Below are 26739 nucleotides of genomic sequence, written 5' to 3'. Positions count from 1 at the left end.
AGCGCGACGCTTCCTCTTTTCGTTTCTTGTCCGGATTTACCCGCGCAAGCCAATCAAACCACGCAAGCGCGCGCCTTGCATTGTTATCATTCTCTCATCCCACGACCGAAACCTAACACCGCGCGTTCGCGCATTTCGTCGCGACGCGCCGCTCCGATGGCCAAGAACGATCGCTTGCGCACGCTTTCCAGCGCGCTCGAAAAACAAAACGTCATGCGTCTGCGCGATGCCGCCGCGTTGCTCGGTGTATCGGAGATGACCGTGCGGCGCGACGTCGCCGCCAACCCGGCGCAGTTCACGTATCTCGGCGGCTATATCGTCAGCGCGGCCGATCTGCCGAATGTCGCCGGCTACACCATCGAAGAAGAAAAGGATCACTTCGCGCAAGCCAAGGCGATCGCATCGAACCATGCGGCGCACTTGCTGGTCGATAGCGAAACCATCTTTATCGATTGCGGCACCACGTTGACTACCCTGGCGCGACTTATTCCCGCCGAGATGCATCTGACGGTGGTGTGCTATTCGTTGAACGTCGCGGAAATTTTGCGGCGCAAGCCCAACGTGCGCATGATTTTGCTTGGCGGCGTGTATGTGCCGTCATCGGAATCCTTCGCCAGCGATGAAAGCGTCGAGACCTTGCGGCGCATGGGCATCAACAAGGCGTTCATGTCGGCGGGCGGCGTCGACGAAGCGCGCGGCGTGACATGCTGGAATTTTCATGAAGTCGCCATCAAGCAGGCTGCGATGGAAAGCGCCGTCGAACGCCATCTGGTCGTCGATGCAAGCAAGTTCGGCAAGGTCAAGGCCGTGCGCTTCTCGCAACTCTCCGAGTTCGACTCTGTCATTACCGAAGAAGGGCAAGCACCACGCGCGCGTGCCTAATTATTCTTAAGCATAAAAAAAGCCTGTTCGTCTAAAAACGAACAGGCTTTTTAGCTTTAACGCTCAAGCGCTTTAGCGACGACGCCCCAACGCGAACAGCGTACCCGCGACGAGAATAAACGCGCCGATGATCACCTTCTGCCAGGTGCTCGGCACGCCCACGAGAATCAGCACGCTGTTGATCAGCGTGACGAGCACGACGCCAAGCAAGGTGCCCATCACCGTTCCCGTGCCACCCGTAATGCGCGCGCCGCCGAGAATCACTGCGGCGATCACATCGAGTTCGGTGCCGACCAGATCGAACGGATTGGCGAGACGATTGGTCGACACGTGCAGAATCCCCGCCACGCCCGCCAGCAGTCCTGTATAACCGAACACGAATAGATGAATCGTGCGCAGGTTATAGCCGAGACGTTCCGCAATGGCGAGACTGCCGCCCATCGCATAGACGCCGCGTCCCATCATCGTGCGATTGAGAAGCCACCATGTCACGACAGCGGCAATCACGAGCGCAAGCACGGATGCAGGCAACACCGCGCGCAAGCCATCGGCCGTGTGATAGAAAAACAGCGGCAAGCGGCCGAACGTATCCATGCTATGCGGAATGTTCATAAAGAACTGCGTGCCGACGAAGGTCAGCAGCAAACCGCGATACAGATACTGCGTGCCGATGGTCACGATCAGCGAAGGCGCCTTGAGCCGATGCACCAGCATGCCGTTGATCACGCCCAGCACCACGCCTCCGACCGCGCCCGCAAGCAGAATCAGCACGAACGGACAATCGGGCCACCACGCGAAAACTGCCTTGGTGAGCGAGTACATCGTGAACGCGGCGATCGCCGTGAACGATACATCGATGCCGCCCGACGCCAGCACGACAAGCGTGCCGAGCGCGAACAGCGACACGGTCGTCGCCGAATGCAGCATGTCGAACAGCGTGGCGAACTGAAAGAAGCGCGGATTGATCCCGCCCACGATCAGACACGTCAGCACGATCAGCCCTGCCGTAAACCACTCCGGATTGCGCATCAGTTGCGCGTAAAGATTGCCCTTGCTCACACGCGGCGCGACCTCAGCCGTTTGCTGCGGCATCGGCTCGCGTCCCGTGCGGCGGATGGATTCGCTCATGCTAATGCTGCCTCTGAAAGTAGCGCGTGATAGAGATCGGCCTCGTTCAGACGATCCGCGCGATATTCGCTTGCGATACGGCCTTTCTTCATCATCAGAATGCGGTCGCAGTTCTGCAGCAGTTCGGGCAGGTCATCGCTGATCAGAATGATGCCGATACCCTCTTTCGACAGCCGCTGCATGATGCGATAGATGATGTCCTTCGACCCGACATCGACGCCCACTGTCGGCCCATGCAGAATCAGCACACGCGGATCGATGGCAAGCCAGCGCCCGATCAGCACGCGTTGCTGATTGCCGCCCGAGAGCGATTGCACCGGCTTGTCGACATCGGGCGTCGCGATCTGCAGATCCTTCACCGTCTGTTCGGCGAGTTCCTGTGCGCACTTGCGATCGATCTGTCCGAAGCGGTCGCGCAGGCTCGCGATCATCGCGGTGACTACGTTGTCGCGAATCGGTTTGTCGAGAAAAAGGCCTTCGTTCAGGCGGTCTTCGGGCACATAGCCGATGCGTTGCAGCTTGGCATCGGCAGGCGATTGCAGACGTATGCGCATGCCATCGAGCGTGACCGTGCCGGTATCCGCAGGTGCGACGCCCGCAAGCGCGCGTGCGAGTTCATTGCGGCCTGAGTCCAGCAGTCCCGTCACGCCGAGAATTTCGCCCTTGTGCAGCTTGAACGATACATCCGCGAACTGGCCCTTGCAGCCGAGCGCCTGCACGTCGAGCACGACCTGTGACGCGCCCTCCTCGCCTTCCGCGCGATAGCGTTCCGTCGACAGATGCTTGCCCGTCATGAGCTCGCTGATCTGCGCCTTCGTATAGTTTTCGATGGGACCTTGCGCCATCTTCTGCCCGTCGCGCAATACGATCACTTCGCCGCCGATCGCATAGCATTCGTCGAGCTTGTGACTGACGAACAAAACAGCTACGCCGTCCGCACGAAGTTTAGTTAGCATTGCAATCAGATTGTCGACTTCCTTTTGCGTAAGCGAGGTGGTCGGTTCGTCCATGATGACGAATTTCGCCTCGCTCGCGATCGCCCGCGCAATCGCCACGAGTTGCCGTGTGGCAAGCGGCAATTGCTCGACGAGCGTCTTCTGGAAATCGGCATCGCCCGGCAAGTCCACCGCTTCGAGCGCACGCGCGGCGGTCTGCGCCAGCGCCTTGCGATCGAAAGTACGGACAAGCTTGCCCCCATGTTGCGCAAGCTCGGACGTCAGCGCGACATTCTCGAACGCGAGGCTCACGCCGCGCAGCGCATACACGCCGGTAAAGCGCTTATGGATATCGACGACTTCGAGTAGCGGTGTCTCTTGGGTCATGACGTATTCAAGGTAAGACGCGCGCCGTGACACGACGCGCGCCGCACATCGCATCAGAAGTTGTATTGCTTGTAGTTCGACTTGTCGACGTCGACCCAGCCCGTGCCGCGCACGATCACGCCCTTGCCCGGACCTTTCGACACGGTCACCTTGTTATAGCCGGTGATGCCCAGGTCCGCGCCGTTCTGCACTTCCTTGCCGTCGACCAGCATCTGCGCGACCTTGTTCATCGCGAGTCCGGCGAGCTTCGGATCCCAGAAGGCGATGCCGTTGATCGCGCCGCTTTCGAGGAACTTGGCCGCTTCCGTCGGCAGGCCCGTGCCGTACACGCAGATCTTGCCGACCTTGCCGGCCTCTTCCACCGCGCGGCCAATGCCGATTACATCCAGCAACGACGAGCCCTGGAAGCCCGTGAGATCGGGATGCTTGCGCAGCACTTCCTTGGCGACCTGATATGCGCGTTCGCCGTCGTTATTCGTTTCGAGCTTGGGCTCGACGAGATCCATTTTCGGATACTTGGCCTTGGCGTTCTGAATGCCGCCATCGGCCCATTGCACTTGCGAACGGCTGCCGAGCGAGCCGACCAGCACGGCCCACTTGCCCTGATCGTTCATGCACTTGGCGAGACGTTCGTTGAGGCCCGCGCCGTAAGCGGTGTTATCGAAAGCTTCGATATCGACCATCGTATTCTTGGCGTTGTCCGCTTCGTGCGTCACCACCTTGATTCCGCGATCCATCGCCTTCTTGAGCGCGGGTTCGAGCGTCGGCGGATCGTACGGAACCACGGCAATTGCCGTCACTTTCTTGGCGATCAGATCTTCGATGATCTTCAATTGCTGCGCGGCATCGGCGCGGCCCGGTCCTGTCTGATAAGCGTTGATATTCGGATTCGCCTTGCCGAATTCCTTCACGCCTTCCTCCATGCGATTGAACCAGTTGATCCCGGTGACCTTCACCACGGTCACGATGGTTTCATTGGTCGCGGCTTGCACGGCTGCAATCGTGCCGACCGCGAGTGCGACGGCGGTCAGCGCGGTAGCGAGTTTGTTCAGTTTCATTGCGCAGTCTCCTTGAAGCTTCGATTAGTCTATTTGGGTCTATTTGAAAAATCACACGCAAATCATCAGCGTCCCGTCGATGCCGGTGGCCGTGGCACATTGCCTTTCGTACTCTTGGGACCCGCTCCGCCGATACCGAAGATCGCGCGCACGCGATCGCCGCCCGCAAATGCAAGCGATGCCAGCAACAGGAAGCCCCACGCGCAATCGCCGAAAAACTGCGATACGCCCAGCAGATTAAACAGGCTCGACAGGAATTGCAGCACGGTCGCGGCAAGAAACACGCAGACGATGCGTCCATAGTCGCCCGCCGGGTTCACGCCGCCCATCACCGCGATAAGAATCGCGATCAGCAGATACGAATTGCCGTAATCCCACTTGGCGCTGGACGTATGCGTCGCGCTGATAAGACCCGCCAGCGACGCGAGCACGCCGCACATGCCATACGTGACGATCAACATCCGCGCGCGCGGAATGCCCGCATAAAACGCAGCCTTGGGATTCGTGCCCATCAGATAGAGACGCAGACCGAAAGGCGTGCGCTTGAGAATCCAGCCGAGCACGAGCACCGCAGCGATAAAGATCCACAGCGAAATGGGCACTTGCAGAAAGGTGCCATTGCCGATGTTCAACAGCTGATCGACATACTCCACGCGCACCGATGCGCCATTGCTCAACACCACCGCAATGCCGGTGAACAGCAACTGCGTGCGAGCGTACAGAGAATCGGCGTGAGCCTGAGCTTCGCGATAACGACACCGTTGAGCAAGCCGCCGATCGCACCCATCACCACGACGATGCATACGAACACGGCCGTATAAAGCGCGGGTGAATCGTCGCCGGAGACCATATGCGGCAACAGCATCGCCGCGACCATGCCGGAGAGATTCGCGAGCCCCACGCCCGACAGATCGATGCCGCCGTTACCCGACACAATCGACAGCATGATGCCGAGCGCAAGCAGTCCGAGCTCGGGCAATTGCCCGCCCATCGACTGCAGATTATCGATATCGACGAACTGCCCGTGAGAGAGCCAGGTCGCGATGATCACGACCAGCACGTTCACGCCGATCAGAAAGTTGAACTGGCGATCCGCGAGCCATTTCGAACCCTTCATTGCAACACGCTCCGTTCGGTGAGCACGGCGTTGATTTCGTCGAGACGCGGCATCGATGGCGCGGTGCCCGCGCGCGTCACCGACAGGCTTGCCAGCGCGCATCCGAAACGCACCGCATCCTGGGCGGAGTCGCCGCGTGCCAGCGCGGCTGCAAAGCCGCCTGTGAAGCCATCGCCAGCGCCTGCCGTCTCGACGACACGCCCGCAATTAAAGGCGGGCACCAGCGTCGATTCTTGCGATGTATGCAGCAATGCACCCGCTTCGCCAAGCGTGACGATCACGGCGCGCGCGCCCTTTTGCAGCAGCACGTCGGCGGCGCGCCGCGCGTCATCGACGTGACCGATGGCCACACCCGTCAGCGCCGTCGCTTCCGTTTCATTAGGCGTGGTGTAGTCGCACAGCGGATAGATATCGTCGTCGAGTGGCAGCGCGGGCGCGGGATTGAACACCGTCGTCACGCCATGCTTGCGTGCCAGTTCGAGTCCGCGTCGAGCGGCGGGAATCGGTTGTTCGAGTTGCGTGACGAACACTGCTGCACCGGCGATATCGCTTTCGATTGCATCGACGTCTTCGGGTGCGAGCGTGCCCGCCGCGCCCGCCGCGACGATGATCGCATTGCCGCCGGTGTTCTCGTCGACATAGATGTGGGCCGCGCCCGTAGCCGTGTCCTGCATGACGGTCGCGCGCGAGGTGATGCCTTCCGCGCGCCAGGTCGCCTGCGCGATCTCGCCGAACGCGTCCGCGCCGATGCGTGTGCAGAAGATCACGTTCGCGCCCGCGCGCGCGGCGGCGACCGCCTGATTCGAGCCCTTGCCGCCCGGTCCCATCTTGAACGCGGAGCCCGCGACGGTCTCGCCGAGCAAAGGCATGCGTTGCGCACGGAACGCGAGGTCGGTCACGTAGATACCAAGAATGACGACGCTTTTCATCGCGTGCCTCCTTCCGCCGTGTCCGGCGCGAGCATCACCCCCTTCTTGAAGATGAAGCAGCCGTAGCCGCGCGCTTTGCCTGTCGCGATCACACAGTAGGCCTGCTTGGCGCGCTCGTAGAACGCGAAACGTTCGATCGGCGCGAACGGCATAGCGCGTTGCTCCGCTTCGTCCACTTCGCGTTGTGCTTCGCGTTGCACGGCGGGCAAGTTGCTCGCATCGCCGACAACTTCCATGCGGCCGGCGGGATCGTCCACGAAGGTGTCGAGCGGCAGCGCGGACAGAATCGCACGCACCGCGCGCGGTGCGCCGACGCCGTCCATGCGCAGCACGCGGCCCAATACCGTTTGCCGCGCGACGGAATCCGCAGGAAAGTGGGCATTGCAGATCACGACTTCATCGCCATGTCCCATCGACGCGAGTGCGTACAGGATATCGGCGTTCAACAGCGGATCGATGTTCTTCAGCACAGTGTCTCCTCCATGCATGCGCGCGTCCCTATCGTCTATGCGGGCTCGTCGCGCCTTGAACTATATGTCGCGGATGTCTTGCGTTTAATCCCCGTAAGGCACCCAGATATTCTTGACCTGCACCGCTTGCCGCAGGAACGGCAAACCTTCGCTCGCGGTATCGTGCCAGTCGAACACGCGGCCCTGATCGACGAACGTGCGCTTCAGATTGCCGATCGATTCGCGCTCGGCCAAGGCCGACAACGCCGCGCCGTGGAAGCACCACAACGCATCGACGTCGTCGTGTTGCGCGAGAGTTTGCGTAAGCGACTTCGTATCGCCGGTCACGATGTTCAGCGCGCCGCCCGGCACGTCCGATGTATCCGCGACCTGATAGAAGTCGGTCGCCATCAGCGGACACGTTTCGCTAGGCACCGCGACCACGCGATTACCCACCGCAAGCGCCGGCGCGATAAGCGACACGAAGCCGAGCAACGGCGCTTCGTCGGGACACACGACGCCGATCACGCCGAGCGGTTCGTGCATCGCCAGCGCGACGCCATGCAAGGGCGGCGCATGCACCGCGCCGTCGTACTTGTCGGCCCAGGCCGCATAAGTAAAGAAGCGCGCGATGGATGCGTCGACTTCGCGCTTGGCATCTTGCCGGGTCGAGCCGGCACAAACCATTAGTTGCTTCTCGAACTCGTCGGCACGTGCGCTCAAATTTTCCGCGAGGTAGTACAGCACCTGCGCGCGGTTATGCGCGCTCGCCGACGACCATTTCGTCATGCCGCGCGCTGCTGCCACGGCATTGCGAATATCCTTGCGATTGCCCTCGCCCACTTCGCCGACGATCTCGCCCGCCGGCGACATCACGAGTCGCGAATAGCCGCTATCCGGACGCGCCTGCTTACCGCCGATAAAAAGCTTCGCAGTCCGATCGAGTGCGCTGACATTGTTCGTATCGACGAGCGAGTCGGGTTGCGCAGGCAAAGACTTCGCATCGCCTCGCATCGGCAGCTTCGACCATGCGCGCGGCTTCAGGTATTCGTAGATGCCTTCGCGTCCTCCTTCGCGCCCGAAGCCCGACTCGCGATATCCGCCGAAGCCCACGGCTGCATCGAACAGGTTGGTCGCGTTGATCCACACGACGCCGCATTGCAGGCGAGGCGCGACGTCCAGCGCACGGCTGATGTTTTCGCTCCATACGCTTGCTGCGAGGCCATAACGCGTGTTGTTGGCGAGCGCGACGGCTTCTTCCGGCGTGCGGAAACTCATCGTGACGAGCACCGGCCCGAAGATCTCTTCTTGCGCGAGCGTCGATGCAGGCGCGACATTCGTGACGAGCGTCGGCGGAAAGAAAGCGCCATTTTCCGGCAGCGAAAGACGCGACGGCTGATGAATCGCACAGCCTTCTGTTCTGCCTTTATCGACCAGCGCGCGAATGCGTTCAAGCTGCACGTCATCGACGATCGCGCTCTGTCGATGCCCTTATCGAGCGACGTGCCCACACGCAACGTTTCCATGCGCTGCTTGAGCTTGTCGACGAAGCGCGCTTCGATCCCTTCCTGCACCAGCAGACGCGAACCCGCGCAACACACTTGTCCCTGATTGAACCAGATCGCATCGACCACGCCTTCGACGGCGCTATCGAGATCGGCATCGTCAAATACGATGAACGGCGACTTGCCGCCGAGTTCCAGCGTAAGCGACTTGCCCGAGCCTGCGGTGCTCGCACGAATCTGGCGTCCGACTTCGGTCGAGCCCGTGAAGGCGATCTTCGCCACGCGCTTGTGTTCGACCAGCGCCGCGCCCGTGCGTCCATCGCCGGTGACGACATTGAGCACGCCTTTAGGCAAGCCTGCGCGATGTGCGAGTTCGGCAAACAGCAGCGCGGTCAGCGGCGTATATTCCGCCGGCTTCAACACGACCGTGTTACCGAGTGCGATGGCCGGCGCGATCTTCCATGCAAGCATCAGCAAGGGAAAATTCCACGGCACGATCTGCCCGATCACACCGAGCAGCGCCCAGTCCGCGAACTCGCGATGCTGCAACTGCGCCCATCCCGCATGATGCAGAAAATGCCTTGAAACAAGGGGGATATCGATATCGCGCGACTCGCGGATCGGCTTGCCGTTATCGAGCGATTCGAGCACGGCGAACAGTCGGCTATGACGTTGCACCATGCGCGACAACGCATACAGATGTCGCGCGCGTCCCGCTCCGCCGATGGCTTGCCATCCTTCGAGCGCGGCATGCGCGGCTTGCACCGCTGCATCGACATCGCTCGACGTGCCTTGCGCGATCGATGCGAGCACGCGGCCCGTGGCGGGTTCGCGCGAATCGAAATGCTCGTCGTCTTCGGCTCGACGCCATGCGCCATCGATGAAATGGCCGAAGCGCCCTTCATGTTGATCGAGCCATGCGCGCGCGGCGCGATCGTCTTCCGGTGCGGGTCCGTATTCCATCGAGGAGAAGTATTCGGCTACGCTCATGAGGCTGGTTCTTAAGAAAATCGCTTGAATCAGGCGACGGGGTGACGATTGAACGCCGAATAGCGTCCGCTCACATGATGCTCGAGTTGCCGTTCGATATCGGCAAGCAGGCTCGATGCGCCGATATGGAACAGATCCGGCTCGAGCCATGCGCGCCCGAGTTCTTCTTTCATGAGGATCTGATATTCGAGCGAGGTCTTCGCAGTCGATACGCCACCCGCCGGCTTGAAGCCGATCGCAACGCCCGTGCGCGCGAGATATTCGCGGATCATGCGCACCATCACGAGCGACACGTCGAGCGTGGCGTTGACGCTTTCCTTGCCCGTCGACGTCTTGATGAAATCCGCGCCCGCCATCATGCAGATCATCGAAGCCTTGGCGACATTCGACAGCGTGCGGATATCGCCGGTGCCGAGAATCGCCTTGACGTGCGCATCACCGCACGCGGCGCGAAAGTCGCGCATCTCGTCGTAGAGCGCTTTCCAGTTACCCGTCAGCACATGTTCGCGCGTCACGACGATATCGATCTCCGCCGCGCCGTCCGCAACCGATGCTTCGATCTCGCGCAACTTGAGTTCATGCGGATTGAGGCCTGCGGGAAATCCCGTCGATACCGCCGCCACCGGAATGCCGCTGCCTTCGAGCGCGCGAACGGCCGTCTTCACATAACGGTGATAGACGCAGACGGCGCCGGTCTTGATCGATGCGGGCGCCATGCCGAGCGCGTCGAGCAGATCGTCGCGCAGCGGCTGACGCGCCTTCGCACACAAACGCTCGACGCGCGCGGGGGTGTCGTCGCCGCTCAGCGTCGTCAGATCGATACAGGTAATCGCCTTTAGCAGCCACGCAGCCTGCGCGTCCTTCTTGACGGCGCGGCGCGTGCCGAGCGTCGAAGCACGCCGCGAGACCGCGGACTGATTGACGCGTAGCCCGTCAAGCCACGATAGATCGAACGGCACGCCCGGATTGCGCGCGTTGGCATGCGCCGGCGTCTTGCCCGGCCACGCGACGATGGACTTCGATGCGGTTTCCAACATGAGATCGGCTCGGTATCGTCCATTGCGATCCGCACACAATATCTTGTGCGATGCACAACAATTTTTGATAGATTGATCTCAGTTTAACTCATGTTTGTTACGATCGTAACATAGGGAAAGTGCGGAGAATTCTGCATCGGTCTTTGCATTCATTAGGCAAAATGCAAAAACGTCAGTAACTCGCCGACAATCGCCTCCGGCGCGTCCTCCTGCATGAGATGGCCCGCGCCGGGCACGCGCGTGAAACGCGCATGTGGAATCAGCGAGGCCAGTTCGACGCCTCGCTCGATCGGAATCCATTGATCCTCTTCGCCCCAGAGAATCGACACGGGGTATTTGAGCTCGCTATAGCGCTTCTGCACCTCGTCGGTATATCGCGGATCCATCTGCGCGATCTGCCGATAGAACGCTGCCTGTCCCGGCTCGCCGGTCCACGGTTGCGTATAGATGCGCAGAACATCAGGCGAAAGCGTTCGATGCGCCGCGCCTTGCAGATAAGCATCCAGCATCGCCTGATGCATATAGGGCGGCACGCCCGCAAACGCCGATTCGTGTTGGCGCACATGTCGCACGAACGGCGACCCCCACGGCGCGACGGCAACTGGATCGACCAGCATGAGCGAGCGATATTCGCAGCCATCGAGCAAGGCCGCTCTAAGCGATGTTGCACCGCCGAAATCGTGCGCCAGAACGTCGGGACGCTCGACGTTCCAATGATCGAACAGGGCCGCAAGCAGCCGATTCTGCACGCCAAGCGATACGTTCTGCTCTGCCCGCTTTTCCGACGCGCCGTAACCGAGCAGATCGAAGTAGTACACACGCCGGAAGCGCGCCGCGATCGGCGCGATGTGTCGCCACACTTGCGACGAAAACGGCGTGCCGTGCACCATGACGAGCGGCGCGCCTTCGCCGATCACGCCGTACCGCACGCTTTGCCCGTCGAATTCGAACGTGTGATCGAGCGGCAAGGCGCCCGCGAATGGAATAGGTGTGTCACTCATCGAACCGGCCTCGCGTTGACGGTCTTCGAGAATAAACCAGCCGCTTGACGAATGCCGAAGCGGCTTTTATATTCCTTTTAAGTTATATAACCTAAAAGCAATGGAATGCATGCGTCGGAAAGTCAACTTAATCGAGTCTTCGCGGCGCTGGCCGATCCTACACGGCGGGCCATGCTCGCTCGTCTGTCAAGCGGAGAAGCAACGGTCAACGAACTCGCCGAACCGTTCGACATGACTCAGCCTTCCATTTCCAAGCATCTGAAAGTGCTCGAACGCGCGGGGCTGGTTACCCGTACTCGCGCCGCGCAAACGCGGCCATGCCGGCTGGAACCGGCTGCGCTCGAAGCCGCAGCCAATTGGGTCGAAGCCTATCGTTCGTTGCGGGAAGCGAGCTTCGACAAACTCGACGCGTTCCTTAAAGCGAGCAAATCGACTAAGGGATCATCAACATCCAAAGGAAAGAAAAGTGCAAAGTGATTCGATCAATCGTGATGCGGTGATCTTCGAAATGAACCGCGACTTCGATGCATCGCGCGAACGCGTGTGGCAAGCATGGAGTCAGGCCGATCAACTCGCGCATTGGTGGGGCCCGAAGGGCTGCGCGCTGGAAGCGCATCGATTCGAGCTTCGCGCGGGCGGCTTCTTTCACTATGCGATGAAATTCCCCGGTGCGCCCGCCATGTGGGGCCGCTTCAACTATCGCGAGATCGTGGATGGCGAACGCATCGTGTGGCTCAACTCCTTCGCCAACGAGCACGGCGGCATTGCGCGCGCGCCCTTCAGCGCGGAGTGCCCGATGGAAATCGAAAACATCGTGACGTTCACGGAGCAGGACGGCAAGACGCGTATTGCGCTGCATGCGCAACCCTTCGGCGCAACAACCGAAGAATTGCGCTTCTTCGACAATTTGCGGCCATCGCTCGAACAAGGCTTTGGGGGCACCTTCGAGCAACTGGCCGACTTTCTCAAACGATGACCCTTTAACGCAAGTTCGTCCTCGCCAACTCGACGATTTCATCGCCCTTGCCGCTCAAGATCGCGCGCAGCATATAAAGGCTAAAGCCTTTAGCTTGCGAAAACTCGATATTGGGCGGCATCGACAATTCGTGCTTGTCGGTCACGACATCGACGAGGGCGGGCCCGGGGTGCGCAAAGGCTTCGCGCAATGCGCCTTCCAGGGCTTCCGATTCCTCCACGCGCACCGACCATATTCCCGCGCCTTTGGCGATCTGCGCGAAGTCGGTCTTGCTCAGATCGACATTGGTGTCCACGTAGCCCGCGGCCTTCAACTCCATCGACACGAAACCGAGCAGGCTGTTATTGAACACCACGACCTTGATCGGCAAATCGTGTTGTCGGGTCGTCAACAGATCGCCGAGCAACATGGCAAGGCCGCCATCGCCCGACATCGAAATCACTTGACGCTTAGCATGAGCGCCCTGCGCGCCTAAAGCTTGCGGCATGGCGTTAGCCATCGAGCCGTGATTGAAGGAGCCGTGCAACTGACGCTTGCCGTTCATCGTCAGATAACGCGCGGCCCATACTGTCGGCGTACCGACATCGGCGGTGATGATGGCGTCTTCATCGGCGAGTCGATCGATAAGGCGCGCCAGATATTGCGGATGAATCGCACGTCCCGACGCGGACGGACCGGCGAGATGATCGAGATCCTTGCGCGCGTTTGCATAGTGGCGCAATGCGTTGTCGAGAAAGCGCCGATCGTCCTTGCGCTTGAGTTTGGGCAAGAGCGCCGTCACGGTTTCCTTGACCGTACCGACCAGACCCATTGCAAGCGGTGCGCGTTTGCCGAGTTGCTCGCCGCGCCAATCGATCTGCACGACCTTCGCATGCGGCGGATAAAACGGGCGATACGGAAAATCGCAGCCGAGCAGAAGCAAGGTATCGCAGGACATCATCGCGTGATAGCCGGAGCTAAAGCCGATCAGTCCCGTCATGCCGACATCGAATGGATTGTCGTACTCGATAAACTGCTTGCCGCGCAACGCATGCACGATAGGCGCGCCAAGCGTATCCGCAAGCGACACCACTACGTCGTGCGCGCCGGCCACGCCACTGCCGCACATAATGGTAACCGCTTCGCAACCGTTCAAAATGTTCGCGAGTTTCTCCAGCGATGCATCCGGCGGCGTGATGGTGATCGGCTCCACTTCGGTGAACGTAGGCTCGACGCCCGGCCCTTCCGCCAGCGCGACATCGCCCGGCAAGACGATTACCGCAACGCCGCGCTTTTCGATTGCAGCGCGCATCGCACGTTCCAGCACACGCGGAAATTGCGAAGCGTTGGTGACGAGCTCGACATAGTGACTGCACTCCTTGAACAGCTCTTGAGGATGCGTCTCCTGAAAGTAGCCCAGACCGATTTCGGTCGAAGGAATATGCGCGGCAATCGCAAGCACGGGCTGTTGATTACGATGGCAATCATAAAGCCCGTTGATCAGATGCAGATTGCCCGGACCGCAACTGCCCGCGCATATCGCGAGCTTGCCCGTCGATGCCGCGTCCGCACCGGCCGCAAATGCAGCCGCTTCCTCGTGACGCGTGTGCATCCATTTGATCGAACCTTGTTCTTTCAAGCTGAACGCGAGGCCGTTCAGACTGTCGCCCGTAACACCCCAGATACGCTCGATGCCTGCGATAGCGAGCGTTTTCGCCAGATAATCCGCGATCGTCTTTTTTGCCATGACGGTTCCTCGACCAAAGAGAGACATGCTCGATAAATTGCAGCGAGCAGTGTACGACGCACTCTCGATGTCGTCAGCGACGATGCCGCGCAGGCGATTCGTCAGGTCGACCAGGCCAAAGGCAAGCATCGCTAAGCGAGTTCGGCCACATCCACGCCAAGGCGCTCGCCCCACGACCGCAATTGCCCGACAGTCTTACGCCTTCTCGCAGATGCCGCTCGATGTTGCGCGATGCCTGTTCGCCCGGCAATCGCACGGGCGCGGCCGGATCGATCGGCGCATTGGCGTGGCATTGCTGCGCGAGAAAATCCATTTGCGCAATCGATGCCTCACTGCCCGCGAAGGCCGCCTGATCGATCAATTGCAGATAGACGTTCGCGCCCCAGCGTGTCGGTGCATCGCGACGGCCGAAGCCTGTGAGTCCCTGCGTAAGTGCTTCGACCATCAGCGCAAGACCGAAGCCTTTATGACCCGATTCCTCGCCGCCTAACAGCATCAGCGTGCCGCGCTCGTCATCGCCTTCGAGCATGCGCGGATCGCGCGTCGGACGGCCCTGCGAATCGAGCAGCCATGCATGTTCGAATGATTCGCCCGCCGCCGCTTTCTGGCGCGTCATCGAGACGGTCGTCAATGACGCGCAGGTGTCGACCAGTACCGGAAAATGCGAGGTCGGAAAACCAAACGCAAACGGATTCGGGCTAAAGAGTCCTTGCTTGCCGCCATACGGCGCGACCGCTTTCGTATGAGGACCGGACGACGCGATCATCGCGTAAAGGCCGCGATCGGTGGCTTGCTTCGCGAGCGCGGCCAAGCAGCCGATGTGATGGCTGCGTCGCATCGAAAATGTGAATACGCCATTCTCGCGCACACGATCGAAACCGAGCGACAAAGCACGCTGCATGAGCCAGAGTCCCGGCAGATAGTCGCAGTCCCACACGAGTGTCGCGCCGGTGTCGCGGATCGTCTCGGGCGAGCCGGTCGCGCGCATGCCGCCCTTGTTCAATTCGTCGAGATACGCGCCGCACTGCGCAAGGCCGTGCGTCGAGCGGCCCATCATGTCGGTGAGGACGAGCAAGTCGGCGACGCAGGATGCTTTGTCTTCGTCCATGCCCGCTGCACCGAACAGGCGGGCGGCCAGCGATGCGAGGAGTTCGCGCGGACGGTGGATGGTGGTTGAAGTCATGGAAGAGATTTGGGGCGAGCGAAGGAATTGCGGCTGATCGCATTTTGCGTTTAGCATGCCGCGCTGAGAGATAAGCCTAGCGCCTTCGATTGATACCCGATAGGCTTACGACTGCATCGGACGATACCTTTTCTGCATCAATGGTCACACTTGCCCAACTTCGCTGTTTTCTCGCCGTCGTCGATGAGATGAACTACCGGCGCGCGGCCGAGCGACTGAACATGACGCAGCCGCCGCTTACCCGGCAGATTCAGGCGCTGGAGCATGCCGTCGGCGCGCAACTGTTCGACCGAAGCGCGCGGGCGATCCGGCTAACGCCAGCCGGCGGCGCATTCGCGCAATCCGCGCGGCGAATCCTCGCGCAGACCGGCAGCGCCGTGCTCGACGCACAGCGCATCGCGGCGGGCGACACGGGGTCGCTCACCATCGCCTTCACCGTGGCGTCGAGCTATGTGTTCCTACCGCGCTTCGTCGCGCTGTTATGACGGGAAATGCCCGAAGTGTCGCTCACCTTGCGCGAAATGACGTCGCCGCAGCAATTGCAGGCGTTGCGCGAGGAGCAGATCGACATGGGTTTGTCGAGCTCGCCGATCGCGCATCCGGGCGTCGCGTCGTTGAAGGTGTTTCGCGAACCGCTATGCGCGGTCGTGCCGCTCGCGCATCGGCTAGCGACGCGCGAGAGCATCGTCGTGCAGGAATTGGCGGGCGAGAGCTTCATTACCTATCCGCCCGTCGAAGGCGTGTACTTTCACGGTCTGATCACGGGTGTGCTGCACGCGATAGGCGTGACCGTCGCCGAAACGCAGCATGTGACGCAGACCCATTCGATCATCGCGCTCGTCGGCGTGGGCTTAGGCGTGGCGTTGGTGCCGCAGTCGGCCTCGCGCGTCAAATTTCCCGATGTGGCGTTCATTCCGCTTGCGGGTCTCGAAGACGTTTCCGCCGATCTTCTGCTCGCATGGCGCACGCATGGCAATAACCCCGCGTGCGCCGCAGCGGCGGACTGCGTGCGCGAAGCGTTGCGGGATCCGCTGTGGTTGGCCTAGTGGCTGGCTTAGTTGTGAACCAGTAACGCAGCCGCGACTTTTTGGACGTTCTTCACCTCGCCCGTCGCGATGAGATCTCCGACATACGTCGCATCGCCGTCGTGCGTTTTGTCGCGAAAGCCGACACGCTTTGCGATGTGCGTCTTCACCATGAAACACCCCATATCGATGGAGTAACGGCTCGGCGCGGTGTCGAAATAACGATATCGTCCCTGAGGTCTGCCGCCCGGTTTGTCGTGACTGTGCAGCATGTCGCACAGAATGAACTCGGCGTTTCCTTGTGCCGCCGCACTGAGCATCGAGTCGACGAAGACCGGGCAGTAATAGTTATCGCCGTTCGTCAGCAGAAGCCACTCGTGTTCCGCCAGGCCGATACCGACATCGCGCAAGGTGTGACCGTAATCGTTGTGGCGCTCGTTCGTGCTGAGAAAACGCATGAGTGCTGGATGGTGAGTCGCATAGCGCTTCGCGACCTCATCGAACTCAGCATCGGGGCCATCGTGAATGATCGTCAAGCGAAACTGCAAGGACGTTTGCGACAGCATGGCGTTAAGGAAAGTCTCGAGCTTTGGCTCATGCCTGTACGTGACACACACGATGTCGATGGCGCTCATTTTTAATTCGTTATGCAATATGTCGGCGGCGGTAGTATCGACCTGATTCCGGTAGGCCGCAACGCGCATTCACGTAACATTTAATTGCCCGGCAACGGTCTGCCGCGCCTTTCCGCGCCACAAACAAATGCCGCGTCCAACCATCGGACGCGGCATTTTGCATGCGTAATGCCAAAATTCTCGTCGAACAATCACCGCGCGGGCTGCGGCTCCCCGTCGTCCATTTCGTGCGCGCCCGATATTGTCTCCAGCGACTTGTCGTGATGCAGCAGCAAAACCGCCGCGCCCCCGACCATGCCCGCGCCAAGACAAAGCAGACCCATGCCGAAGCCGCCCGTGCTGTCCTTGATCCAGCCCATCGCATACGGTCCGAAGAAGCCCGCGAGGTTGCCGAGCGAATTGATCGCCGCCGCGCCCGACAGGAACGATGCCGGCAGCGTCCAGATCACCGGCAGGCAGCCGAAGATATCGAAGCCCGCGATCGACAGCGCCAGCATCTTGAGCACCGGATTATCGAGCCCGGCCGATGCCGCAATGCCGCCCGCCACCACCATCAGCGCGATCGCCACATGCCAGCGACGTTCGAGTTTGCGGTCCGAATGGCGTCCCCACAAGATCATGCTCACGACACCGACCGCATACGGCAACGACGTCACGAAACCGGTCTGCAGGTTCGTGAGACCGAAGGCTTTCACGATCTGCGGCAGGAAGAAGCTCAGTCCGTAGTTGGTCGCATTCGCGCCGAAATAGATCAGCGCGATGGCGAGCACTCGCGGATTGAACAACGCCTCCTTGACGCTGAACGAATGCTTGGCTTCACGATGCGCGCGCTCATGCGCTTGCCGATCCACCAGCCACTTGCGTTCGTCATCGGCGAGCCAATGTGCATCCGAAGGACGGTCGGTCAGATAGAAGAATACGACGAAGGCGAGCAGCAACGCGGGCAACGCTTCGATCAGATAAAGCCACTGCAAGCCTTCCATGCCGTGCAAACCATCCATCTGCAGCAGCGCGCCGGAAATGGGACCGCCGATCACCGTCGAAAGCGGAATCGCCGCCATAAAATAACCGACCACGCGCCCGCGATATTTCGCGGGAAACCACAGCGTCAGCAAGAAGATGATGCCCGGAAAGAAGCCCGCTTCCGCGATGCCCAGCAAAATGCGCAAGCCGTAAAACACGTATGCATTCGACAATCCCGTCGCTTTGGCGATGTGCGGAATAAATGCCATCGCCACCGCGAGAATGCCCCACGTGAACATGATCCGCGCGATCCAGCGGCGCGCGCCGAAACGCTCCAGCAGCAGATTGGATGGGACTTCGAAAAAGAAATACGCGATAAAGAAAATCCCCGCGCCGAAGCCGAACATGCTCGCGCTAAAACCGAGCGCCTTGTTCATCTGCAACGCCGCAAAGCCGACGTTGACGCGGTCGAGATAGGCAATGAAATGCACAGGATCAGGAACGGCACGAGGCGAACCATCACGCGCTTCATGGTGCGAGCTTCTAGGTCCATCTATGTCTCCTCCGGGTACGAAGTCGACAGATCGTTTGACGATATGACTACCCAGCGGAGCCTACTCTTTACGGAGGGACTACAGAAGTGGTGTTTAGCCTGCTTTTTGCAGGCTCGCGCGTTTGCTTACGCGTCTGCTTTAGGCGCTCGACGCCCGGGCATGGTGCAGCGCGTGCGCAACATCCCACACTCTGTGAAATTTACGCGCGATTCCCGATGAATCGCGCGTGATTTCATCGTTTATGAGACCGGTAACATTCCGGTCATCATGATCATCGATGCATGCGGATAAACCTTGATCCTAAAGAATCAGCTTTTGCGTTCCATCGGTTCGCCGACGACGAACTGTCCGCCTTGAAACTGCTGTGCGGGATCGTCGCGATCGTCGGTGGGCGCACGCGTCGGAAACAGGCCGTCGAACTGGCTCGAACTGTCTTGCGGATTGAAACCGAGGAAGCCCGCCTTCGAGTTGTCCCACCACTTCACCGGATTGTTCGATGCGCCGTACACCACCGTATGACCGACGCGATTGTTGAACAGCGAGCAGCGCACGAGCTCGATGAAATCGCGATAGCTCAAGTACGTGACGAGCATGCGCGGATTCTTCGGTTCCTCGAACGACGAGCCGATGCGCAGGCACACCGTTTCGATACCGAAGCGATCGAAGTAATAGCGCGACAGCGATTCGCCGAAGCACTTCGTTACGCCGTAAAGGCTGTCCGGACGCTGCTGCGCATCCGCATCGAGCACTTCCGTCACCGGATGAAAACCGATCGCGTGATTCGAGCTGGCGAACACGACGCGCTTCACGCCGAAGCGACGCGCCGCTTCGTAGATGTTATAGGTGCCGCGAATATTCGCTTCGATCAGATCGTCGAAGGGCGCGTCGATGGAGATGCCGCCCAGATGGACGATCGCATCCACGCCGTCGACGAGACGCATCACCGCGTCGCGATCCGCGAGATCGGCGGCGCCGACTTCTTCGTGCGCGGCCTCATCATCGAGCGGCGCGATGTCGGTAAGACGCACGACATCGGCCCATTGCGCGAGCGCGCCGCGCAGTTGACGTCCCAGATTGCCGGCCGCGCCGGTCAGAAGCAGGCGCTTGAATGGTTTACCCGCTGCGTTTGACTGATTCATCGAAACTCCTCTCGATACCGTTGATTCAGAACGCGCCCGAAGCGCATTGAAAGCTAAATAGAAGAAAACGTTTTCGACGCGCACGCGTCACGCCGCGAATGTTGCCAAGCTCGGCTTTCGATTGAATGCATGCTGCATGCAAAATTCACATCGACGCGCTTTGTTTCCCGCTTTTCTGCGACAATCCGCTAAGCTTGGAAAATCGTCGAGAAAACGTTACCCTCCGCATGAAAAAAATTTCCCCGACCATTCGTGACGTCGCGGCCGCAGCGGGCGTGTCGGTCGCGACCGTGTCGAAGTACATCAACGGCGCCCAGCGTTTCAGCGCGCCCGTCGAAGCCCGGCTAAAAGCCGCCATCGAAACGCTCGGCTACCGCTCCAATCCGCTCGCGCGCTCGATGATCACCGGCCGCACGCGTACCATCGGCCTGACCATACTCGACATCAGCAATCCGCACTTCACGAATGTCGTGAAAGGCGCGAACCGCATTGCGCTGAGGCACGACTACACGCTGCTGCTCGTCGACATCGACGAAAACCAGGCACGCGAACGTCCGCTGATCGAAGCCCTTGCGCAACGCGTCGACGGTCTGCTCGTCAGCTCGCGCCTGCCCGATGAACAGGCGCAGTGGATGCTCGATCTCGACAAGCCCGTCGTGCTGCTGCGCAATGCGGAAATGCCCATTCCGAGCGTCGGCATCAACAGCCGGCTTGCCACGTACATGCTTGCGCGCCACTTGCTCGACCTCGGGCATCGGCGCATTGCGTATCTCGGTTTCGAACATGCGCGCATCAACGATGAACGCATTCGCGGCGCGCGCGATTGTCTTGCCGAAGGGGGTCTCGAACTCGATGTGTACGAAGCCCATGCGCCTACGTCGATCGCCGGAGAACACGCCTGTTCGCGCGTGATGCTCGGTCCGAAACGTCCGCAAGCAGTGATCTGCTACAACGACCTGATCGCGTTGGGCTTCATGAAAGAAGCCGCATCGCTCGGCATTCGCGTGCCGCAGGACGTGTCGGTGACCGGCATCGACAACGTGCCCTACGGCGCCTATGCCGCGCCCGGTCTCACGACCGTCGATATCCAGAGCGAAAAGATGGGCGAACTCGCCATGCAGAAGCTCATCGATGCGCTCGCCGGTCACGCGGACCCGGTCAACTTCATGTTCGAACCACGCCTGATCGTGCGCGAATCGACGACGACTTGCACGGTGCCCGCTCACGCGTAACGCGCCGCCTGCTTGTCGACCATGACAGGCGGCGCGCGTTCATTCACGCGCCGAGTTTAGCCGGCGTCATCTTCGGCGTGAGGATATGCATGATCGCGAAGGCAATCAGATACGCCGATGCGCCGATCGCGAACAGCACCCAGTAATGGCCCGTGCGTTGCAGCACCTGACCGATTACTTCGGAGAACAGAACACCGCCGATCGAACCGGCCATGCCGCCGATACCGACCACCGCGCCCACCGCACGACGCGGGAACAGATCGGATGCCGTCGTGAAGAGATTCGCGGACCAGCCCTGATGCGCCGCCGCGGCAAGGCCGACGATCGCCACCGCCACCCACAGATTCTCCGCTTGCGACACGAACGCGATCGGCAATACGGCGCACGCGCAAATCAGCATCGCGGTCTTGCGCGCCGCATTCACGGTCCAGCCCGCGCGCAGCAACAACGCCGATGAAATCCAGCCGCCGCCGATACTGCCCACCGTGGTGATCGCGTAGATCACGACGAGCGGCAAGCCGATATGCTGCATGTCCATACCGCGCGATTCGTTCAGCCACTTCGGCAGCCAGAACAGATAGAACCACCACACCGGATCGGTCAGGAACTTGCCGACGATGAAGGCCCACGTCTCGCGCTTCTTAATCAGCACCTTGAAGCCCGGCGCACCCGCCTTTGCGTTGGCGGCGTCGGCGGCCTTGGCTTCGTCGCCTTCGTTGGCGATGTCGTCTTCGATCGCGCTGCCGTCCGGCTCGCGATACATCACGAACCACACGGCGAGCCACACGAGACCGATCGCGCCAACCATCACGAACGCGGAACGCCAGCCGAACGCCACCGCGAGCGCCGGAATCAGCGCCGGTGCGAACACCGCGCCGATGTTCGCGCCCGAGTTGAAAATGCCGGTCGCCAGCGCCCGTTCGCGGCGGGGGAACCACTCCGCCGTGGTCTTGATGGCCGCCGGGAAGTTGCCGCCTTCGCCGATACCGAGCAAGGCGCGCACCGCGGCGAAGCCCATCACCGAACCGACCGCCGCGTGCAGCATCGCGGCGATGCTCCAGATAAACATCGCGAGTGCGTAGGACACGCGCGTGCCGAGCCAGTCGACGATCCGCCCGAAGCACAACAGGCCGACCGCATAGAAAGCGGAGAACGCGATCACGATGCGGCCGTATTGCACCTGCGTCCAGCCGATATCGTGCTGAAGCATCGGCGCAAGCAGACCGAGAATCTGCCGGTCCATATAGTTGATGACGGTCGCGAAGAAGAGCAGCGCGCAGACGGTCCAGCGATATTTGCTGGCCGCGCGTGCAACGCTGGCTACGGCTGTGTTCATGGATATGTCTCCGGGACGCGGCAGCGCTCGTCGAGCCGCGTCTGCTATTGCATGTTCGGCGACGAGCGCCGCCGACCTCTTGCGCGGCGATTCGGCAGTCGCGCGGGGGCCCACTTTTTGGAAAACGTTTTATGAAGAATATCGAGACAGCTCTGAAATAGGTATCCCGTGTTTGCCCTAAGTCGCCTCAAACCCTTTTACTGACAAGGTTCTGACGCAGCCGAGACGAAAAGTTAAATAGTTAATCGTTTTTTAACTTTGTTTCCTTGGCGCGTTACCTCGCCCGACATGGCATTTTGCGTTTTGAATTCGATCCGCCGGGCCGACGTTTTGCATTCTTTATGCAGCATGCAGATTGCCCAAGGGACGAAACGCCGCCTGCCTGTATCATCGAGGCCCTGCAACGACAACCCTCACCACCATTCATGCCTGCTCGCCTGACGGGGTTCCTTCTCCTGCTGGTCACCGCCATCGGCTGGGCGCTGAATTGGCCGGCCATGAAAATCCTGTTGCGCGAATGGCCGCCGCTCTTTTCGCGCGGCGTCGCGGGCGTTGCGGCGGCCATCCTGCTGGGCGTCATCGCAACAAGCGTCGGTGAAAATATCCGCGTCCCGCGCGAATGGATGCCACGTCTGCTGCTCGCATCCGCCACCAACGTTTTCGCGTGGATGGGCTTTTCCACGCTGTCGATGAAATGGCTCTCCGTCAGCGAAGGCGCGCTGCTCGTCTACACCATGCCGATCTGGTCGATGCTGCTCGCGTGGCCCATCGCGAAGCGCAAGCCTTCCACGGCGGGCTTCGGCGCGCTCGCGCTGGGCCTGGCCGGCGTCGTCGTGCTGCTGTCCGCGCACGGATTCGATTTCGACTCGGACAAGTTCGCCGGCATCGCCTTCGCGTTGAGCGCTGCGGTGCTCTTCGCGCTCGGCACCGTCATCACGCACACGCCGATGCCGATTCCGCCGATCTCGCTGGTCGCCTGGCAGGTCGGCATCGGCTGCATGCCGATGGTGCTGCTCGGCTGGTTTATCGAGCATCCGAGTTTTTCGGCGCTTCACGCGGACGGCTGGGCCGTGCTGATCTACATGAGCCTCGTGCCGATGGCCGTCTGCTATCTCGCCTGGTTCGCGACGCTCAGGCGGCTGCCTGCCGATATCGCGTCGATCGGCATGCTGCTCGTGCCGATCATGGGCATCGTCGCGGCGGCGCTGTCGCTGGGCGAACCGCTCGGCATGCGCGAAGCCGTTGACGCTTTCGGGTGTCGCCATCGCGATGCGTCAAAAACGTCAGGCATAAAACTAAAATCTGGCGGAAATATTTACACGCGGCCTTAAGAAAGCTTGGATAAAGCCTAAAGATGCAGGCGCAATATGCCGATAAGGGGCAGTTGAACCCTTAAAGCAATCGCACCTTTCCATGCTTCGTCAACGTCTGGCCCGCTTAAGCGTCGGGACCAAATTCGCCGCGCTGGCTTGCGCGCTTTCCGCCATCGTCGTCGCCAGTTTCACGATCGCCGTCACCCATTCGGCGGGCGACCAGGTCGACGCGCACGCGTCGAGAGCGAGAACCGCGCGATCGGCACGATGATCGGCCTCTACGACACTGCCGTGAGCGCGGAAGTCGAACGCTTCATGACGATGTTCGCGCATCGTCTGCCGTCGACCTTCACGCTCGATGCCGCGCATACCGTCGATATCGGCGGCGTCGCGACACCGACGCTTAGCGCCGGCGACAAGCCGCTCAACGGCGACTTCACGATTCCCGATGCCTTCCTCGCGGAAAGCCGCGCCATCGCGACGATCTTCGCGCGCAATGGCGACGACTTCGTGCGCGTCACGACATCGCTCAAGAAGCAGGACGGCACGCGCGCGATCGGTACGCTGCTCGATCGCAAAGGCCCCGCGTATGGACCGGTGCTCGCGGGCAAGCCGTATATCGGCATCGCGGCCCTGTTCGGCAAGCAGTACATCACCGAATACAAACCGGTGACCGATGCATCGGGCCGCGTGATCGGCGCGCTGTTCGTGGGCGTCGACGTGAGCGCGGAAATCGCCGCGCTGCAGGACGATATCGACAAGCTCGCCATCGGCGCAAGCGGTTATCATTTCGTCGTCGATGCATCGAATGGCTCGAATCGCGGCAAGTTGCTGGTGCATCCTGACAACGTCGGGCAGATCGCGGACGAACGCGTCGCGCCGTTCCGGCAGATGCTCGAAGCGCACGAAGGCCGTCTCGCGTTCGAAGGCGCGGATATTCCCGGCGCGGACAAACGCGTGCACGGCGGCGACAAGGAAATCGTCTATATGACGGTGCCGCAATGAAACTGGATGGTCGGCGGCATCGCCTATCGTGACGAGTTGTTGGCCGATGTGCATGCGAGCCGCCTGCGCTTTCTGTTGCTCGGATTGGTCGTCGTGATCGCGCTCATCGCCGTGCTGATGTATGCGGTGAAGAAGCTCGTCGGCGCACCGCTCGATGAAGCCACGCGAGCATCGGAACGCATCGCGGCAGGCGATCTGACGGTACGCATGGATACCGCGCGCGAAGATGATATCGGCCGCCTGATGCGCGCCATCGACGGCGTCGCGCGCGGTCTCGCGCAGATCGTGGCGCAAGTGCGCAGCGCATCGGCGGATATGAACGACGGCACGGCGCGCATCGCGTCGGGCAGCACGGATATCGCATCGCGCATCGCCACGCAGGCCGCGAGCCTCGAGGAAACCGCTGCGAGCATGGAAGAAATCACATCGACCGTGCAGCAGAACGCGGCCAACACGGCGCAGGCGGGCACGCTCGTGGCCTCCGCATCCGATGCGGCGCGCGCGGGCGGCGACGCGGTCGGACGCGTCGTGGCGAAGATGAGCGAGATCGACGCGTCGGCGCGCCGTATCGCCGACATCACCGCGACCATCGAAGCCATCGCATTGCAGACCAACATTCTCGCGCTCAATGCGGCGGTCGAAGCCGCGCGCGCGGGCGAGCACGGCAAGGGCTTCGCGGTGGTCGCATCGGAAGTGCGCGTGCTGGCGCAACGCAGCGCGGGCGCGGTGAAGGAAATCGAGAGCCTGATTGCCGAGTCGGCGGAAAAGGTCTCGCATGGTTATCGCATCGCCGAAGAGGCGAGCAGCACGATGAGCGGTATCGTCGAGCGCGTGGCGCGCGTGAATGCCATCGTCGACGAGATCGGCGTTGCGTCGCGCGAACAGGCGAGCGGCATCGAGCAGCTCAATACCACCGTCATGCTGATCGGCGAAGCGACGCAGCAGAACGCGGCGCTTGTAGGTGAAGCGGAACAATCGACGGTCGAACTGCGCGATCAGGCCGAGCGACTCGAACGCGCGGTGTCGATCTTCCGCGTTTGAGGCCTTTTATAAAGGCTTGGCGGGATGAGGCGCATCGTCATAAGCGCCCCAGACCGACTGATCGTAGTTGACCATCGAGCCGGTCATCAGACCCGACTCGTCGCTCGCCAGAAACGCTACTGCACGCGCGCGCGGCTTCCTTCGGATCGATCAAGCGGCCGAAGGGCTGCGCGGCGGCCGCTTCCGATAGCCATTCCGCGCTTGCGCCGTGATATTCGCGTTGAATGCGGTCTTCGCCGTCGCTCGCCATCCAGCCCAGATTCAGCCCGTTGACGCGAATGCGATTTCACAAAAGTCCATAAGCGGTGTTCTGCGTCAGCGTCGCGAGCGCGCCTTTCGATGCACAATACGCCGCAATAAACGGCTGCCCCGCGAGCGCCGACATCGAGCAGATATTGACGATGGCGCCTTTGATCCCTTCGCGCTTCATGATGCGAACCGTTTCCTGCATGAGAAAGAACGGCGCGCGAACATTGGTCGCGAACATTCGATCGAATAGTTCGGGATCCGTATCGAGTAGCGTACCGCGATCGGTGGTCGCTGCCGCGTTGACCAGAATATCGACGCGGCCGAATTGCGCATCGGCGGCAGCGATCACGGCCCGGCAATCTTCGACGCGCGACAAATCCGCCGCCACGAAACGCACTTGCGCGCCGCTCATTTCGCTCAACTCACGCGCCTTCGCTTCGCCCTTCTCTTTCGATCGCGCGCAAATGACGATACCTTTCGCGCCGCGCTCGGCCATCAGCGCAGCCACGGCCGCGCCGAGTCCTTGCGCAGCGCCTGTAATCACGGCGACCTTGCCGTCGAACTGTGCCATGTTCTCGTCCTTGTTCAAAGCAGCGACTTGAGTTTGGTGGTCGGATCGGCAAGCTGATCCGCATCGGGCGAAGCGCCACGCTCGATCAGCATGCGCGCCAGCTTCATGTCTTTAGCGATGCCGCTCGCGAGGCCGAATCCGCTAGCGCCGACCAACGCATCATGCGCATCGAAATAGAAGTCGATCGAACCGGCGTCGCCGAGTGCGCGCCTAGCGAGGGTTCGCCGGCAACCTGCAATTGATGATCGTATGTAGTCGGCCCTTCAGAATTAGTCGAAGTCAAGGGTGGCAAGGGGCCGCCGGAAGATCGTGTTTCCCAGAACTCCCAGAAGCAATATTGATCTGAATGGTTTCCTGGGAGTTTGGAACTTCG

General features: G+C 60.9%; 22 protein-coding genes and 4 pseudogenes. 8 read left to right on the top strand and 18 right to left on the bottom strand.

Annotated features, from left to right (window positions below):
- Positions 1–156: 156 nt before the first annotated feature.
- Positions 157–882 (top strand): DeoR family transcriptional regulator, encoded by a 726-nt coding sequence (locus BVER_RS08520; protein WP_050452920.1) that lies wholly within the window; start codon positions 157–159, stop codon positions 880–882.
- A gap of 72 nt (positions 883–954) precedes the next feature.
- Here BVER_RS08520 and BVER_RS08515 read toward each other — a convergent pair whose 3' ends face one another.
- The 9 genes and pseudogenes from BVER_RS08515 to BVER_RS08475 all read right to left on the bottom strand — a co-directional run bounded on the left by BVER_RS08515 (position 955) and on the right by BVER_RS08475 (position 11418).
- Positions 955–2010 carry an ABC transporter permease gene (locus BVER_RS08515; RefSeq protein WP_198155201.1) on the bottom strand — a complete coding sequence of 352 codons (1056 nt, stop codon included), beginning with the start codon at positions 2008–2010 and terminating at the stop codon, positions 955–957.
- Positions 2007–3332 carry a sugar ABC transporter ATP-binding protein gene (locus BVER_RS08510; RefSeq protein WP_050452930.1) on the bottom strand — a complete coding sequence of 442 codons (1326 nt, stop codon included), beginning with the start codon at positions 3330–3332 and terminating at the stop codon, positions 2007–2009. The genes BVER_RS08515 and BVER_RS08510 overlap by 4 nt, the downstream gene beginning before the upstream one ends.
- Before the next feature lie 53 nt (positions 3333–3385).
- Positions 3386–4390 (bottom strand): substrate-binding domain-containing protein, encoded by a 1005-nt coding sequence (locus tag BVER_RS08505; RefSeq protein ID WP_050452918.1) that lies wholly within the window; start codon positions 4388–4390, stop codon positions 3386–3388.
- A gap of 65 nt (positions 4391–4455) precedes the next feature.
- Positions 4456–5507: pseudogene (locus tag BVER_RS08500) on the bottom strand (ABC transporter permease).
- Positions 5504–6436, bottom strand: a complete 933-nt coding sequence (gene rbsK, locus BVER_RS08495) for a ribokinase (protein WP_050452917.1) — start codon at positions 6434–6436, stop codon at positions 5504–5506. Before rbsK ends, BVER_RS08500 begins: the two are co-directional and overlap by 4 nt.
- Positions 6433–6906, bottom strand: a complete 474-nt coding sequence (locus tag BVER_RS08490; RefSeq protein ID WP_050452916.1) for an RbsD/FucU family protein — start codon at positions 6904–6906, stop codon at positions 6433–6435. The genes rbsK and BVER_RS08490 overlap by 4 nt, the downstream gene beginning before the upstream one ends.
- An 84-nt stretch (positions 6907–6990) precedes the next feature.
- Positions 6991–9380 (bottom strand): annotated as a pseudogene (locus tag BVER_RS08485) (aldehyde dehydrogenase family protein).
- Between the two features lie 29 nt (positions 9381–9409).
- Positions 9410–10417, bottom strand: a complete 1008-nt coding sequence (gene deoC / locus BVER_RS08480; RefSeq protein WP_050452915.1) for a deoxyribose-phosphate aldolase — start codon at positions 10415–10417, stop codon at positions 9410–9412.
- Positions 10418–10569: 152 nt separating this feature from the next.
- Complete coding sequence (locus tag BVER_RS08475; RefSeq protein WP_050452914.1) at positions 10570–11418, bottom strand: alpha/beta fold hydrolase; 849 nt, start codon at positions 11416–11418, stop codon at positions 10570–10572.
- Between the two features lie 105 nt (positions 11419–11523).
- On the opposite strand from BVER_RS08475, the gene BVER_RS08470 reads away from it, so the two are divergent.
- Together BVER_RS08470 and BVER_RS08465 are read left to right on the top strand one after the other, a co-directional pair.
- Positions 11524–11895 (top strand): ArsR/SmtB family transcription factor, encoded by a 372-nt coding sequence (locus tag BVER_RS08470; RefSeq protein ID WP_050452913.1) that lies wholly within the window; start codon positions 11524–11526, stop codon positions 11893–11895.
- Entirely contained in the window at positions 11885–12394 is a 510-nt protein-coding gene (locus BVER_RS08465; RefSeq protein WP_232316449.1) for an SRPBCC family protein, read from the top strand. The genes BVER_RS08470 and BVER_RS08465 overlap by 11 nt, the downstream gene beginning before the upstream one ends.
- Positions 12395–12398: 4 nt before the next feature.
- Here BVER_RS08465 and poxB read toward each other — a convergent pair whose 3' ends face one another.
- Together poxB and BVER_RS08455 are read right to left on the bottom strand one after the other, a co-directional pair.
- A complete protein-coding gene (gene poxB, locus BVER_RS08460; RefSeq protein ID WP_050452912.1) occupies positions 12399–14120 on the bottom strand; it encodes a ubiquinone-dependent pyruvate dehydrogenase in 1722 nt (573 codons plus the stop codon).
- Between the two features lie 73 nt (positions 14121–14193).
- Entirely contained in the window at positions 14194–15303 is a 1110-nt protein-coding gene (locus BVER_RS08455) for an Ldh family oxidoreductase (protein WP_050452911.1), read from the bottom strand.
- A gap of 140 nt (positions 15304–15443) precedes the next feature.
- Here BVER_RS08455 and BVER_RS08450 point away from each other — a divergent pair, with 140 nt between their 5' ends.
- Together BVER_RS08450 and BVER_RS08445 are read left to right on the top strand one after the other, a co-directional pair.
- On the top strand, positions 15444–15788 hold the full coding sequence (locus tag BVER_RS08450; RefSeq protein ID WP_083452093.1) for a LysR family transcriptional regulator: 345 nt from the start codon (positions 15444–15446) through the stop codon (positions 15786–15788).
- Positions 15789–15794: 6 nt separating this feature from the next.
- Positions 15795–16349 (top strand): LysR substrate-binding domain-containing protein, encoded by a 555-nt coding sequence (locus BVER_RS08445; RefSeq protein WP_050452909.1) that lies wholly within the window; start codon positions 15795–15797, stop codon positions 16347–16349.
- A gap of 8 nt (positions 16350–16357) precedes the next feature.
- On the opposite strand, the gene BVER_RS08440 is transcribed toward BVER_RS08445, so the two are convergent.
- The 3 genes and pseudogenes from BVER_RS08440 to BVER_RS08430 form a co-directional block, all read right to left on the bottom strand.
- Complete coding sequence (locus BVER_RS08440; RefSeq protein ID WP_198155200.1) at positions 16358–16963, bottom strand: glycosyltransferase family 2 protein; 606 nt, start codon at positions 16961–16963, stop codon at positions 16358–16360.
- 191 nt (positions 16964–17154) lie between these two features.
- Positions 17155–18479, bottom strand: a pseudogene (locus BVER_RS08435) (MFS transporter).
- A 309-nt stretch (positions 18480–18788) separates the two neighbouring features.
- Positions 18789–19619 (bottom strand): NAD-dependent epimerase/dehydratase family protein, encoded by an 831-nt coding sequence (locus BVER_RS08430; protein ID WP_050452907.1) that lies wholly within the window; start codon positions 19617–19619, stop codon positions 18789–18791.
- A gap of 227 nt (positions 19620–19846) precedes the next feature.
- On the opposite strand from BVER_RS08430, the gene BVER_RS08425 reads away from it, so the two are divergent.
- Entirely contained in the window at positions 19847–20851 is a 1005-nt protein-coding gene (locus tag BVER_RS08425; protein WP_050452906.1) for a LacI family DNA-binding transcriptional regulator, read from the top strand.
- 43 nt (positions 20852–20894) lie between these two features.
- Here the strand turns inward: BVER_RS08425 and BVER_RS08420 are convergent, their stop codons facing one another.
- Entirely contained in the window at positions 20895–22187 is a 1293-nt protein-coding gene (locus tag BVER_RS08420; protein WP_050452905.1) for an MFS transporter, read from the bottom strand.
- A gap of 425 nt (positions 22188–22612) precedes the next feature.
- On the opposite strand from BVER_RS08420, the gene BVER_RS08415 reads away from it, so the two are divergent.
- Both BVER_RS08415 and BVER_RS08410 read left to right on the top strand, forming a co-directional pair.
- Positions 22613–23518: a DMT family transporter gene (locus tag BVER_RS08415; protein WP_232316448.1), complete on the top strand. Its 906-nt coding sequence runs from the start codon at positions 22613–22615 to the stop codon at positions 23516–23518.
- An 82-nt stretch (positions 23519–23600) separates the two neighbouring features.
- A pseudogene (locus BVER_RS08410) lies at positions 23601–25546 on the top strand (methyl-accepting chemotaxis protein).
- Positions 25547–25583: 37 nt separating this feature from the next.
- Here BVER_RS08410 and BVER_RS33545 read toward each other — a convergent pair.
- Genes BVER_RS33545 through BVER_RS33540 form a run of 3 tightly spaced genes read right to left on the bottom strand, consistent with a single transcriptional unit; the run spans position 25584 to position 26551 of the window.
- Positions 25584–25796 carry a hypothetical protein gene (locus tag BVER_RS33545; protein ID WP_232316447.1) on the bottom strand — a complete coding sequence of 71 codons (213 nt, stop codon included), beginning with the start codon at positions 25794–25796 and terminating at the stop codon, positions 25584–25586.
- A gap of 36 nt (positions 25797–25832) precedes the next feature.
- Positions 25833–26366 (bottom strand): oxidoreductase, encoded by a 534-nt coding sequence (locus BVER_RS08405; protein ID WP_232316446.1) that lies wholly within the window; start codon positions 26364–26366, stop codon positions 25833–25835.
- Between the two features lie 14 nt (positions 26367–26380).
- A complete protein-coding gene (locus BVER_RS33540; RefSeq protein WP_232316450.1) occupies positions 26381–26551 on the bottom strand; it encodes an oxidoreductase C-terminal domain-containing protein in 171 nt (56 codons plus the stop codon).
- Positions 26552–26739 lie beyond the last annotated feature (188 nt).

Origin of the sequence: Candidatus Burkholderia verschuerenii, assembly GCF_001189365.1 — a bacterium.
GTDB lineage: Bacteria > Pseudomonadota > Gammaproteobacteria > Burkholderiales > Burkholderiaceae > Caballeronia > Caballeronia verschuerenii.
Note: the sequence above shows the minus strand (reverse complement) of the source record. Positions and strands in the feature narration are given on the sequence as shown.

Excerpts from the sequence above, each read along its gene's own strand:
- BVER_RS08520 (WP_050452920.1), top strand. The coding sequence starts at position 157 with ATGGCCAAGAACGATCGCTTGCGCACGCTTTCCAGCGCGCTCGAAAAA.
- BVER_RS08515 (WP_198155201.1), bottom strand. The coding sequence starts at position 2,010 with ATGAGCGAATCCATCCGCCGCACGGGACGCGAGCCGATGCCGCAGCAA.
- BVER_RS08510 (WP_050452930.1), bottom strand. The coding sequence starts at position 3,332 with ATGACCCAAGAGACACCGCTACTCGAAGTCGTCGATATCCATAAGCGC.
- BVER_RS08505 (WP_050452918.1), bottom strand. The coding sequence starts at position 4,390 with ATGAAACTGAACAAACTCGCTACCGCGCTGACCGCCGTCGCACTCGCG.
- rbsK (WP_050452917.1), bottom strand. The coding sequence starts at position 6,436 with ATGAAAAGCGTCGTCATTCTTGGTATCTACGTGACCGACCTCGCGTTC.
- deoC (WP_050452915.1), bottom strand. The coding sequence starts at position 10,417 with ATGTTGGAAACCGCATCGAAGTCCATCGTCGCGTGGCCGGGCAAGACG.
- BVER_RS08475 (WP_050452914.1), bottom strand. The coding sequence starts at position 11,418 with ATGAGTGACACACCTATTCCATTCGCGGGCGCCTTGCCGCTCGATCAC.
- BVER_RS08470 (WP_050452913.1), top strand. The coding sequence starts at position 11,524 with ATGCATGCGTCGGAAAGTCAACTTAATCGAGTCTTCGCGGCGCTGGCC.
- poxB (WP_050452912.1), bottom strand. The coding sequence starts at position 14,120 with ATGGCAAAAAAGACGATCGCGGATTATCTGGCGAAAACGCTCGCTATC.
- BVER_RS08455 (WP_050452911.1), bottom strand. The coding sequence starts at position 15,303 with ATGACTTCAACCACCATCCACCGTCCGCGCGAACTCCTCGCATCGCTG.
- BVER_RS08450 (WP_083452093.1), top strand. The coding sequence starts at position 15,444 with ATGGTCACACTTGCCCAACTTCGCTGTTTTCTCGCCGTCGTCGATGAG.
- BVER_RS08445 (WP_050452909.1), top strand. The coding sequence starts at position 15,795 with ATGCCCGAAGTGTCGCTCACCTTGCGCGAAATGACGTCGCCGCAGCAA.
- BVER_RS08440 (WP_198155200.1), bottom strand. The coding sequence starts at position 16,963 with ATGAGCGCCATCGACATCGTGTGTGTCACGTACAGGCATGAGCCAAAG.
- BVER_RS08430 (WP_050452907.1), bottom strand. The coding sequence starts at position 19,619 with ATGAATCAGTCAAACGCAGCGGGTAAACCATTCAAGCGCCTGCTTCTG.
- BVER_RS08425 (WP_050452906.1), top strand. The coding sequence starts at position 19,847 with ATGAAAAAAATTTCCCCGACCATTCGTGACGTCGCGGCCGCAGCGGGC.
- BVER_RS08420 (WP_050452905.1), bottom strand. The coding sequence starts at position 22,187 with ATGAACACAGCCGTAGCCAGCGTTGCACGCGCGGCCAGCAAATATCGC.
- BVER_RS08415 (WP_232316448.1), top strand. The coding sequence starts at position 22,613 with ATGCCTGCTCGCCTGACGGGGTTCCTTCTCCTGCTGGTCACCGCCATC.
- BVER_RS33545 (WP_232316447.1), bottom strand. The coding sequence starts at position 25,796 with ATGGCGAGCGACGGCGAAGACCGCATTCAACGCGAATATCACGGCGCA.
- BVER_RS08405 (WP_232316446.1), bottom strand. The coding sequence starts at position 26,366 with ATGGCACAGTTCGACGGCAAGGTCGCCGTGATTACAGGCGCTGCGCAA.